This is a genomic window from Stenotrophomonas sp. Marseille-Q5258, assembly GCF_946900935.1.
Classification (GTDB): Bacteria; Pseudomonadota; Gammaproteobacteria; order Xanthomonadales; family Xanthomonadaceae; genus Stenotrophomonas; species Stenotrophomonas nematodicola.
Window position 1 is genome coordinate 37,710 of sequence record NZ_CAMPPN010000029.1, and the last position, 11,882, is coordinate 49,591.

Genomic DNA, 11,882 nt, shown 5'->3' on the forward strand with positions numbered 1-11,882 from the left:
CGCTCAGCCGGGCTGCGTGCTGCCCTGCCCGACCGGCGCCAGTGCCGGCGCGCGCGACGGTCGGCTCGGGAAGGCGTGGCGCACGATCCGCCACATCACCTGGCCGAACTGCCGGGGCAGCGAGCCGGTGTTGTAGTGCTGGCCGTAGCGCGCGCAGATCCGCTTCACGTCCACGGCAATGGCGGCATAACGGTTGGCCGGGATATCCGGGTAGAAGTGGTGCTCGATCTGGTGGCTGAGATTGCCCGACATCAGGTTCATCAGCTTGCCACCGGTCAGGTTGGACGAGCCGCGGAGCTGGCGCAGGTACCAGTGGCCGCGCGTCTCATCGCGCACGCATTCCTTCGGGAAGGTTTCGGCATCGGCGGTGAAGTGGCCGCAGAAGATGATCACGTACGTCCACACGTTGCGGATCAGGTTGGCCGCCACATTGCCGAGCAGCACCGGCAGGAAGAACGGGCCAGCCAGTGCCGGGAACAGCAGGTAGTCCTTGAACATCTGCCGGCCCATCTTGCGGCCGACCGGACGGAACTGTGCACGCAGCTGCTTGAAGGTCATCTTGCCGGCGAACCAGCGGCCCAGTCGCAGGTCCTGGATGGCGATGCCCCATTCGAACAGCAGCGCGAACACCACCGCCACCACCGGCTGGAGCAGGAAGAACGGGCGCCAGCGCTGCTCGGGGAAGATGCGCAGCAGGCCGTAGCCGATGTCGTCGTCAAGCCCGCGCACGTTGGTATAGGTGTGGTGGCGGAAGTTGTGGGTCTTGCGCCAGTTGTCGGCGGTGCCGACGATGTCCCATTCGTAGGTGCTGCCCTGCAGCTGCGGATCACCCATCCAGTCGTACTGGCCGTGGATGACGTTGTGCGCCAGCTCCATGTTCTCCAGGATCTTGGACAGTGCCAGCAGCACCACGCCGGCGATCCACGCCGGAATCAGCACGCTGTGCACGAAAGCGCCCAGGAACAGCAGGGCGCGGCCGGCCACGCCGGTCCAGCGCACCCCGGCCACCACGCGGCGGATGTAGCGCGCATCGGCAGCGCCCAGCGTCGCCAGCTGGCGCGCGCGCAGCGCGTCGAGTTCAGCGCCGAAAGACTGCAGTTCGGCGGCGGAGAGTACGCGGTTGTTGACGGATGACATGCTTACAGCTCCAGGATCAGGTCGGTGCTGGCGCTGTTCACGCACAGCTTCACTTGCGTGGCCGGTTCGGCCGCGTACTCGCCGGTGAGGGTGTGCCGGGTCACGCCGGACGCCTTGCCGCATACGCAGGTATTGCAGATGCCCATGCGGCAGCCGCTGGCCGGGCGCAGCCCCTCCGCTTCCAGCGCCTGCAGCAGCGACGTGCCGCGCGGCAGCGCCAGGGTGCGTCCGCTGCGTCGCAGTTCGACCTGTACCAGACCGGTTTCGGCATCGGGCAGGACCGGCGGACTGAACGCTTCCACCTGCAGCGCGGCGACCTGCGATTGCAGGCGTGCACGCGCGGTGTCGACGAAGCCACCGGGTCCGCACACCAGCACGCGGGCGCTGGCCAGATCGCCCAGCGCATCGAACGCGTAGGCATCCACGCGCGGGGCCGGGGCCTGCGCATCGCGGGTGGGCAGGTAGTGCACGCGCAGGCGGGGATGGCGCGCGGCCATCGCGTCCAGTTCGTCGACGAAACACAGCGCCTCGCGCTGGCGTGCCCAGTACAGCAGGTCCACCTGCGCAGGCATGCCGGCCGCATCGAGCTGGCGCAGCAGCGCGCGCATCGGTGTGATGCCGCTGCCGGCGGCCAGCAGCAGCAGGCGTTGATCGGCCTGCGGAGGCAGGGTCATCCCGCCGAACGCCTGGCCCAGCTCGAACACCTCGCCCAGGGGCGCGCCGCTCGCGAGGTGCTGGCTGACACGGCCACCGTCGATCGCCTTTACGGTGATCGCCAGCGTGCCATCGGCCAGCCGCGTGGGGCTGTAGCTGCGGGTCAGGCGGCGGCCGTCGACCTCCACGCCCAGATTGACGTGCTGGCCGGCGGCCATCCCGCGGAAATGGCGGTTCGGCTTCAGGATCAGGGTGACCGCGTCGGCACTGGCCGCCTCACGGGCGACCAGCCGGGCGCGCGGGCGGCGCAGCGTCCACAGCGGATGCAGGCCACCGGCCCAGAAGTCAAACAACGCCTCGGGCACCCAGTGGCGGGGCGACAGCGGGGTGCGGCGGCGGGAATCAGGACGAAGGCGTGCGCTCATACAGGCACTATACGGCCGAGCATACGCCTGTGTATACACTTGTATATCCGTGGGACCGGCTATGATTCAGCGACGTGACCACCCTGCCCCCGATGACCTCCCCAGACCTGCCCCCGACCGTGGTCGACGATGCCCACCACGGGCGCAAATCCTCGATCACCCGCGACGACCTGCTGGCCGCCGCCCTGGCCCTGATCGGCCCGCATCGCAGCGTCTCCACGTTGAGCCTGCGCGAAGTGGCGCGCGAAGCCGGGATCGCACCGAATTCGTTCTACCGCCAGTTCCGCGACATGGACGAACTGACCGTCGCCCTGATCGACCTGGCCGGGCGATCACTGCGCACCATCATCGGCGAGGCGCGCCAGCGCGCGGCCTCATCCGAACGCAGCGTGATCCGGCTGTCGGTGGAGACCTTCATCGAACAGCTGCGCGCCGACGACAAGCTGCTGCATGTGCTGCTGCGCGAAGGCAGCGCCGGCTCGGATGCGTTCAAGCAGGCGGTGGACCGCGAGCTGAACTATTTTGAAGACGAACTCCGGGTCGACCTGATCCGGCTGGCCGCCGCCGACGGCGCGGTGCTGCATGAGCCGGCGCTGGCGTCCAAGGCGATTACGCGCCTGGTGTTCGCGATGGGGGCCACGGCGGTGGACCAGCCCCCGGAGAAGGACCCCGAGCTGATCGAACAACTGGCGCAGATGGTGCGGATGATCATCACCGGTGCCCGCACCATCGCCGGCAATCCGCCGACGCGCTGAGTACCGCCAGCCGTCAGCGCTTGTCGTCGGGCGCATACCAGAACGGAATGCGGTACTCGCGGCGACGTTCGCGGCCGCGCTTCCCGCCGTCCGCATTCCAGACCAGCAGCAGGTCATGGCGTCCCGGCGACAGCCCCTCCAGCGGCAGGTAGCCGGCCAGGCCGCGCATCTCCAGATCACGCCGCTCGATGGGCAGGAAGCCGTCGAGCGGCACCGGCGTGCCGTCCAGGCTCACCTGCCAGACCTTCGCCAGGCAGGCCACGGCACGGCTCGCCGCCTCCGGGCCGGCAGCCGTATTGCCGCCATCGGGCAGCGCACACAGGCGCTGCGCCAGTGCGTTCTCGCGTTTGGGCTGGTGCGGAATGAACAGCCGCAGCCGGCTGCCCTGGATCACGTCGGCCGGGATCATCGGATAGCGCAGCAGGCGATCGTGCTCGGTACGCAGCGATTCGTAGTGGGCACTGAGCATGCCCTGCTCGACCGCCGCTTCGGTGACCAGCGAATAGCGGTCCAGCAGCGAAAAGCGCATCGACCCCACGGCCTGCACCCCGCCGATCACCATCGCGACCATCACCGCGCCCATATACAGCCACATGAAGTGCCGGGCGCGCTGGTTGCTCTGCAGCATCAACTGTACCGGCAGCAGCATACGCATCGGCACAAACCACTGATTGAGCGCCAATACACGGTGTGTTGCCCGCTCCAGTCGCGGGCTCGCTTCGCCACGCGCGTGCCGCCTGGCGACCGCTTTGTCCATTATTCCTGCGCCGAGGCCCAGCATCACCGGTACGCCCGTGAGCACAGCGAGGATCGCCAATGCCACCTCATCCGAATGGGGGAACAGCGCACCGATACCCGCCGAGACCGTGATCGCCAGTATCGACATCAGCCCGATGACGGCCATCGTCAGGGCGAACAGGAGCGTGGTCGAGAACAGCGTCGACGCGGCGCGGTCGGCATTGGTGATGGCCTGGTCCAGGCCGACTACCCGTGCCTGGTAGAACCCGCGCGCGGTACGACCCAGAAAGGGAATGTGATCCCAACGGATACCGTCGGGGAAATTGCTTTTCAGCCCGATCAGGCCGACCCAGTAACCACGGATGGCCAGGTGCGCGATCAGGGCTATCGCCAGCACGTAGCACAGGCCAACGCTGGTGCTGAAGCCGAACCAGAGCGCCTGCCAGTAGATGCCGTCGGTGTGCACCTCGCTGACCGCCCAGGCATCGAAAATGCGCCCCGGCACCGCCAGCAGTGCGAAGGCAAGCAGGCCGGAGATGAACATTTCCAGTTCGTCGGTCCGCTCGCGCAGGCGGGCAAAACGACCGTGGGAATCGGCGTCTGCACCGGGTACGTCGGGGGTACTGCCAGGGTCGAGCGCGTCGCTCACAGGCGGATCGTCCATGCGGTTTGGCGGAGTATACGGGGGCTGCCGCCACATTCGGCAAGGTCCGGACACGACGACGCCGGCCCGGGGCCGGCGTCGCATTGCTGCTCGTGAACGATACGGAGGCTGCGGGGATCAGCGGTAGACGCGCTCGCAGCGACGTTCGACCACGCGGTTGCCGGACTCCTGCTGATGCCGGCCCTGCACGTTGCGGCCAACCGCACCGCCAGCCACCGCGCCTGCCACCGTCGCCACCTTCTTGCCATTGCCGCCGCCGACCTGGTTGCCCAGCAGGCCGCCGACAATGGCGCCGGTGGCGGTACCGGTGATCCGGTTGGGGTCCTTCGCGTTGCGCTGGACTTCCACGTTCTTGCACACCACCTTGCTGCCGTCATTGAAACGGCGTCCTTCGTCCTTCGGTCCGTAGGTCTGAGCCGTGGCGGCAAAGGACGATGCCAGCAGCGCGCCTACGCACAACAGATGGGAGAGGGTCGGTTTCATGTCGGCTCCTTGTGTCAGCTCGTGGCGCCAGTGTCCGCGTCGGGACGGCTGCAGGCCGTGAAATGGTGTGGATGCCGCGTCAAGGCGCTGCCGTTGGTTCAGCCTGCAGCGGGGCGGCGGCGACGCCACGCCGCCCTGCCGCACGCCGCCCCGTGCTCAGGGCGCGCGCCGCCTGCCCAGCGTTTCGCCAAGCCGATCCAGCCGTGCAGACAGGTCCTTCAGCACCACGCTGCCCTTGCCTGACAACCACGACAGCTCCTCTTCAAGGAAGGCGTCCCGGCCCTTTTCAGGCTGTGGCAGCGGCGGCAGGATGTGGGCGTAATAACTGTTGCCGAGCAGACGGTGCAGCAGCCGTTCGCCGGGGAACGGCGCGTTGTTGTTCAACGCCCGTGCCGCTTTGATCAGATTGCGGATGTCGTACTGGGTCGGGCTCAGGTCAGGTACCTGCTTGCGCAGCCCGAGCAGGGTGTACACCGCCACACGCGCCGTGCGGATCGAGCTTTCCATCGTGAAGATCACATCGTTGCGCGTTTCCACGAACTGGCCGAGCAGGCCCAGGTTGGTGCAGCCGGCCGGTACCACGTGCGGACGGTCGCCAGCGGCACGCGGCATGAACTGCGCGGTGATGTACGGCATCAACGCCAGCCGCACCCTGGTCGCGGCGGCTACCGCATCGATCTGGTCGCCGATGCCCAGGTGGTGGCACAGTTCGGCCAGCACCTCGCGTCCGGTACACGCCGGCATCGGCTTTTTGATGTGGTTGCCGTCCTGATCCATCAACAGGGCATAGACCCATACCACCAGCACGTCCTTGGGCTGGTCCACGAAATGCGGCTGGCGGTTGACGGTGAAGCTGAGCACCCAGTTGGAATCGGTGATGGTGATGACCCCACCGGTCACGGTGCGCCCGGAGTACGGATCGTTGACCGACAACGTGCGGATCTTGTCCACCAGCGGCGAGGGGCGGCAGGTCAACGTGGCCGACTCCCACATCGAGCGGTCCACGTCGCCGTAGAACTTCTCCGGCTTGCCGAAGATCGGCGACTGCCGCGCGAGATTGCGCCACAGCGCCCAGTCACTGTCCTCGCCCGGGTCCCGGCGGTCGCGCGCCAGCGGCGGCACGGTGTCCATGTCGCCGTACGCCGTGCCTTCGGTCATCGAACCGGTGAGCGCGAACACCAGGTCGCCCGCCGCAACCGGCAGCGTGGTCTCGTTGCCGGCCACCCGGCAGCGCAGCGCGGTGACGGTGCGTGACTGCCCGTCCACCGCCATCTCCAGGTCGTGGACGCGGGTATCGAACTGCACGTTGACGCCCTGCGCGCGCAGCATCCGCGACAGCGGCACCACAAAACTCTCGTATTGGTTGTACTTGGGAAACACCAGCGCGGACATGTCGTTCAGACCGTCGATGGCATCCAGGAACCGATGCATGTACAGCTTCATCTCGAGCAGGCTCTGCCAGTTCTCGAAGGCGAACATCGAGCGCCAGAAGAACCAGAAGTTGCTCTGCAGAAAGCCTTCGCTGAAGTAGTCCTCGATGGTGACGTCGTCCAGGTCTTCCTTGCGCTTGAGCAGCAGCTTGACCAGCTCCCATTGCTGGCCGCGGCTCAACCCGAACGTGGCGAAATCCTTGACCTTGCCCTGCTGGTGCAGCAGCCGCGCCTTGGACCAGTTCGGATCGTTGTCGTTGACGGCGCGGTACTCGTCGAGCACGCTGAAGCCGGCCGGCAGTTCGAGTGCCGGCACATCCTGGAACAGGTCCCAGAAATTGTCGTAGTTCCAGTTCATCTCGCGGCCGCCGCGGATCAGGTAGCCCTGCTCGGCATCCCCCGCGCCATCCAGCGAACCGCCTTCGATCTCCAGGCTGTCCAGCAGCGTGATGTTGGCCGGCGGCATGCCGCCGTCGCGGATCAGGTAGAACGCCGCCGCCAACCCGGCGATGCCGGTGCCGATGATGTAGGCCTTGCGCTGCGCCACGTCCTCCGGCGGCAGCGGCCGGTTGCGCATGTAGGCCCCCATCATGTCCGGCGGTGGCAGTGTGTTCTCCGGCCGGTTGGACCAGTAGCCGCCGGTGCTGTCCGGCTCGTGCTCGAAGGCCGGCGTGGCCCCTGCGTTGCGTCCCGGTGCGGTGGGCTGGCTCATGGCACTGCTCCTGTAGGGATGGAAATAGCGTGCACCGTCCATGTTACGCAGCGGCGTCGGTCACGCCTTGATCCGCATCAAAGACCCGGGCTTCACGCGGCGCGCACTATCTTTTGCCAGACTTTTTACGCAGGGAGCCGCCAGCACGTGAGCCGGCATGCAACGCAGGCGCGCGCTACGAACGCGCGACGCAGGATCGCCTGGGGGATTGGCGCGGCACTGCTGGCCGCCGCCCTGCCGCTCACCGCCGTCGCCCAGGACAGTCCTGCGCTGGACTGGGTGCAATCGCAGCAGCGGCTTGAGCAGGTCTCCGACGCGCTCGCCGCCGCCGATGCATCGGTGCGCAACAAGGAAGACCTGCAGGACGCCACCCGGCTGCTGCGGCTGCCGGAGATCACCGGCGAAGTGCGCCGGCTGCAGTTCCAGAAGACCCTGACCCTGCCGCTGGGCTCGTTGACCCCGGTGGCCGAAGCGTTCGGCATCGACTCCCCGTTGCAGTTCACCGAGCGCGACTGGCGTACCCGGCCGGTGGTGACCGCGGTGCTGCCGCTGTATACCGGCGGCCTCATTCCGGCAGCCCAGCAGGCCGCGGCCGGTGCCACCGAGCAGGCCAACGCCGAGCGCGACGCGCAACGCCAGTCGTTGAGCGTGCAGCTGGCCCAGGCCTACTTCGGGCAGCAGCTGGCCGAGCAGGCGGTGAACGTCCGCCGCGACGTGCGCGATGGCATGCAGCGCCACCTCGACGATGCGCTCAAGCTGGAGCGCGAGGGCTTTGCCACCCGCGCCCAGCGGCTGCAGGCCAACGTCGCCCGCGACAAGGCCGAGCGCGAGTACCAGAAGGCGTTGAACGACCTGCAGACACTCAAGGCCGCGTTGTCCACGCTGCTGCGCAGCGGCGGCGAGGTGCGGCCCATCTCGCCGTTGTTCGTGCACCGCGCGCCACTTGGCGACGTGGCCAGCTTCGAGCGCGTGGCGCAGGCGCGGCAGCCGCAGATCGCGCGTCTGCGCGCCGTGGTGGCGCAGGCCGAACAGGGCGTACGTGTGCAGCAGGCCAAGCTCAAGCCGACCGTGTATCTGTTCGGCCAGTACGACTTCCGCCGCCGCGATGAAATGATCACCGACCCGGATTGGGCGTTCGGCATCGGCCTGAAGTACACCTTCCTGTCGCCCAGCTCGCGCCCGGCGCAGATCCGCGCTGCACGCGCACAGCAGGAGCAGGCCGAGGCCGGCCTGCGCGAGGCCGAAAACCAGGTGGCGCTGGGGGTACGCAAGGCCTGGAACGAGCTGGAGACCGCGCGCCACCAGTACGCGCTGCTCGACAGCAGCATCGAACAGTCGCGCGAGAACCTGCGCCTGCAGGAACTGGCCTATCGCGAAGGCCAGGCCACCTCGCTGGATGTCATCGACGCCCGGCTCGGTCTGGGTGGCGCCCGCGTGGAACGCGCGCAGGCCGCCTATCAGTACGACGTGGCGCTGGCGCAGCTGCTGGAGATCAGTGGACAGATGGACCGCTATGACGAATTCCGACGCCGTGCGGACGAGGTGATCGACCATGAATGACACATTGCAGGCGCCGGCCGACGCCCCGCCCCCGAACAAGCGCCGTGCCGGCGTGGTGATACTGGTGGCGCTTGCGCTGGTGGTACTGCTGGGCCTGTGGCTGGCATGGCGCACACCGGCCGACCAGCTGCAGGGCATGGCCGACGCCGATACGCTGAACGTGGCCGCCAAGATCACTGCACGGCTGGCCGAGCTGAACGTCCGCGAGGGCGATCGGGTCGCGGCGGGCCAGGTCCTGTTCGTGCTCGACAGTCCCGAAGTGTCGGCCAAGGAGGAACAGGCGCACGGCGCACTGGACGCCGCCCGGGCCGTCGCCGACAAGGCCGATGCCGGTGCGCGCCGCGAGGACATCCGCGCTGCCCAGGCCAACTGGAAACGCGCCGAGGCCGGCGCCACCCTGGCCGATGCGACCTACCGGCGCGTGCAGAACCTGTTCAACGAAGGCGTGATGAGCCGTCAGAAGCGGGATGAGGCGCTGGCCCAGTCGCGCAGCTCGCGCGAACTGGCCAATGCCGCACGCGCCCAGTACGACCAGGCGCTGGCCGGCGCACGCGAACAGGACAAGCGCGCCGCGCAGGGCCAGGTGCGCCAGGCCCGGGGCGCGGTGGCCGAAGTCGATGCCGCGCGCGATGAGGTCAACGGCCGTGCACCAGTGGCCGGCGAGATCAATAAACGCATGGCCGACATCGGCGAACTGGTCCCCGCCGGGTATCCGGTGTTCACGCTGGTGGACATCGACCGCATGTGGGTGTCGATCAACCTGCGCGAATCGCAGATGCAGGGGCTGAAGATCGGCAGCCCTCTGCGTGGCAGCATTCCCGCGCTCGGCCGCGATGCCGACTTCGAGGTCTACTTCATCAATCCGGCCGGTGACTACGCCACCTGGCGCAGCACGCGCCAGTCTTCCGGCTACGACGTGCGCAGCTTCGAGATCCGGGTGCGCGCGGTGGACCGCATCGAGGGCTTCCGCCCGGGCATGAGCGTGCTGTTCGCGTGGCCACAGGGATGAAGCCGCCGCTGCGGGCGGGATTCTCCGCCTCGCTGCAACGCGAACTGCGGCACCTGCGCGCCGATCGCGCCGACCTGGCGCTGATCACCGTGCTGCCGCTGCTGATGCTGCTGGCAATGGCCTGGCTGTTCTCCGCGTCGGTGATGCGCGCGGTGCCGATTGCCGTGGTCGACCTGGACCACAGCGCCGAAAGCCGCCTGCTCACGCGCATGCTCGATGCCAGCCCAGGCGTGGCGGTGGCCAGCCAGCCGCCCACGTTGGCGCAGGCGCAGACCCAACTGCGCCGCCTGGAGGTGTTCGCCGTCGTGCTGGTGCCGCGCGATGCCACCCGTCAGGCGCTGCGCGGCGGCGAAGGCACGGTCCTGGCGTATTACAACGCCAGCTACCTGACCACCGGGCAATCGGCCGCACGCGATATCACCGACGCCGTCGGGGCCTGGAACGCGCGCCTGCTGACGGAGCGGATCGGGCTGCAGGTGGGCCCGGGCAAGCTGCGCGCCGCGCCGATCCGGGTGCAGTCGGAGATCCTCTACAACCCGGCCCGCAGCTATGAGCTGTTTCTGCTGCCGCTTGTTTTCCCGGCGATCCTGTCGCTGGTGCTCGCGCTGGCGGCGGCCAGCAGCGTAGGCCGCGAAGTGCGCGACGGCACGCTGGCCGCCTGGCTGGGCGACGCACCGTGGGCAGCGCTGGCCGGCAAGCTGCTGCCGTATGTCCTGCTGTTCGCCGTGTATGGCGCCGCCGGCGTGCTGTACCTGGCCTATCTGCGCGGCGATGGCGTGGCCGGCAGCCTGCTGCTCCTGCTGCTGGCACAGCCGCTGTTCTACCTGGCCTGTGCGGCCTATGCGGTGCTGTTCGTCGGCGTCACCCGCGACATGGGCACGGCATTGTCGGTGGTGGGTCTGTCGCTGGGCACCGCGCTGGCGTTCTCCGGCGCCACCTTCCCGGTGATCGACGCGCCGCTGTTCACCCGCATCTGGAACCTGCTGCTGCCGCTGACCGCCTATGTGAAGCTGCAGACCCAACAGCAGTTCGTCGGCGCTGCAGGAGCGGTATCGCTGTGGCCGCTGGCCACGCTGGCGCTGATGATCCTGGTCGCCGGCGGCATCGGCGGCTGGCGGCTGATCGCCACCGCGCGCGCCCTGCGACCCGCAGCGTCGGCGCAGGGAGCGTCGCCATGAGCCGGGTCTGGGACAGCCTGCGCCAGACCCTGCGCGCGGTGCTTACCGACCGCTACGCACTGGTGGTGATGATCGGTGCGGTGGTGCTGTATTCGTTCTTCTATCCGGCCGCGTACCGGCACCAGGTCGCCGGCAACCTGCCGATCGTGGTGGTCGACCTGGACCAGAGCGCCACCAGCCGCGAACTGCTGCGCCGCGTGGACGCGCTCAATGCGGTGCGCATCGTGGGCCAGCCGGCCAGCCTGGACCAGGCGCGCCGCGTGATGGAGGCTGGCCATGCCGAAGGCATCCTGCTCATCCCGGACCGGTTGGAGCGCGACATCCTGCGCGGGGGCAGCGGCGATCTGGTGCTGATCGGCAACGGTGCCTACCTGGGCCGTGCCAGCTGGGTAATGGCCGGCGTGGCCGAGGCACTGGGTGCGTTCGGCCGCGACGCTGCCGTCGCGCAGGCCGCGTTCATGGGCCCACCGCAGCCGCCGCCGATCCGCCTGGTGCAGCGCCCGCTGTACAACACCCACGAGGGCTACGGCAGCGCCATCGTCGCCGGGGTGGCCGAACTGATCGTCCACCAGACCCTGCTGATGGGCATCGGCGTGCTGCTGGGTACCCGCCGCCTGGCCCTGGGCCGGCGCCTGCGCTTCGATCTGCCGACGTTGTCCGGCATGGCCGTGGGGTTCTGGTTGATCGGCATGCTCGGCCTGCTCTACTACGTCGGCTTCACCGCCTGGGTGCAGGACTATCCGCGCGGCGGCAATCCCGTCGGTGTACTCGTGGGCGGTGCGCTGTTCATCGCCGCGACCGTCGCCTTCGGGATGTTCATCGGCAGCTTCTTCCGTACCCGCGAGCGCGCGTTCCAATACGTCATCGCGTGTTCCATTCCATTGTTCTTCCTGGCCAACCTGTCGTGGCCGGCGATCGCATCGCCACGCGCACTGGTCGCCCTGTCGCAGTTGCTGCCCACCACCTCGGGGATCAACGTGGTGGTCCGCATGAACCAGATGGAGGCCAGCGTGGCCGACGTCGCCCGCGAGCTGTGGACGCTGGTCGGGCTGGCCGTGCTGTATGGCGGGCTGGCGATCTGGCGGCTCGGCCCGCAGCGCGCACCGCGCCCGTAGCGGCCCCCGGAACGCCCCCTCC

The 11,882-nt window shown here is 68.4% G+C and carries 10 protein-coding genes; 5 read left to right on the plus strand and 5 right to left on the minus strand.

Annotated features, from left to right (window positions below; genetic code table 11):
* Window positions 1-3: 3 nt before the first annotated feature.
* Both OC534_RS16805 and OC534_RS16810 read right to left on the minus strand, forming a co-directional pair.
* Entirely contained in the window at window positions 4-1,137 is a 1,134-nt protein-coding gene (locus tag OC534_RS16805) for an acyl-CoA desaturase (protein ID WP_136004368.1), read from the minus strand.
* Between the two features lie 2 nt (window positions 1,138-1,139).
* Window positions 1,140-2,216 (minus strand): ferredoxin reductase, encoded by a 1,077-nt coding sequence (locus OC534_RS16810; protein ID WP_168355621.1) that lies wholly within the window; start codon window positions 2,214-2,216, stop codon window positions 1,140-1,142.
* A 92-nt stretch (window positions 2,217-2,308) separates the two neighbouring features.
* Here OC534_RS16810 and fabR point away from each other — a divergent pair, with 92 nt between their 5' ends.
* Window positions 2,309-2,971, plus strand: a complete 663-nt coding sequence (fabR, locus tag OC534_RS16815; protein ID WP_017356049.1) for an HTH-type transcriptional repressor FabR — start codon at window positions 2,309-2,311, stop codon at window positions 2,969-2,971.
* A 13-nt stretch (window positions 2,972-2,984) separates the two neighbouring features.
* Here fabR and OC534_RS16820 read toward each other — a convergent pair whose 3' ends face one another.
* The 3 genes from OC534_RS16820 to OC534_RS16830 all read right to left on the minus strand — a co-directional run bounded on the left by OC534_RS16820 (window position 2,985) and on the right by OC534_RS16830 (window position 6,998).
* Window positions 2,985-4,373 (minus strand): hypothetical protein, encoded by a 1,389-nt coding sequence (locus tag OC534_RS16820; RefSeq protein WP_153164462.1) that lies wholly within the window; start codon window positions 4,371-4,373, stop codon window positions 2,985-2,987.
* Between the two features lie 117 nt (window positions 4,374-4,490).
* Complete coding sequence (locus tag OC534_RS16825) at window positions 4,491-4,856, minus strand: glycine zipper 2TM domain-containing protein (protein ID WP_017356051.1); 366 nt, start codon at window positions 4,854-4,856, stop codon at window positions 4,491-4,493.
* Window positions 4,857-5,012: 156 nt separating this feature from the next.
* Window positions 5,013-6,998: an oleate hydratase gene (locus OC534_RS16830; protein WP_262072219.1), complete on the minus strand. Its 1,986-nt coding sequence runs from the start codon at window positions 6,996-6,998 to the stop codon at window positions 5,013-5,015.
* Window positions 6,999-7,205: 207 nt separating this feature from the next.
* Here OC534_RS16830 and OC534_RS16835 point away from each other — a divergent pair, with 207 nt between their 5' ends.
* Genes OC534_RS16835 through OC534_RS16850 form a run of 4 tightly spaced genes read left to right on the plus strand, consistent with a single transcriptional unit; the run spans window position 7,206 to window position 11,860 of the window.
* The gene (locus OC534_RS16835) at window positions 7,206-8,558 is read left to right on the plus strand and encodes a TolC family protein (RefSeq protein WP_243746359.1); all 1,353 of its coding nucleotides are present in this window, start codon (window positions 7,206-7,208) and stop codon (window positions 8,556-8,558) included.
* Window positions 8,551-9,567, plus strand: coding sequence for an efflux RND transporter periplasmic adaptor subunit (locus OC534_RS16840; protein ID WP_262072220.1), 1,017 nt, complete (start codon window positions 8,551-8,553; stop codon window positions 9,565-9,567). The genes OC534_RS16835 and OC534_RS16840 overlap by 8 nt, the downstream gene beginning before the upstream one ends.
* Window positions 9,564-10,745: an ABC transporter permease gene (locus OC534_RS16845; protein ID WP_262072221.1), complete on the plus strand. Its 1,182-nt coding sequence runs from the start codon at window positions 9,564-9,566 to the stop codon at window positions 10,743-10,745. The genes OC534_RS16840 and OC534_RS16845 overlap by 4 nt, the downstream gene beginning before the upstream one ends.
* Entirely contained in the window at window positions 10,742-11,860 is a 1,119-nt protein-coding gene (locus OC534_RS16850) for an ABC transporter permease (protein ID WP_262072222.1), read from the plus strand. Before OC534_RS16845 ends, OC534_RS16850 begins: the two co-directional genes overlap by 4 nt.
* Window positions 11,861-11,882: the final 22 nt, after the last annotated feature.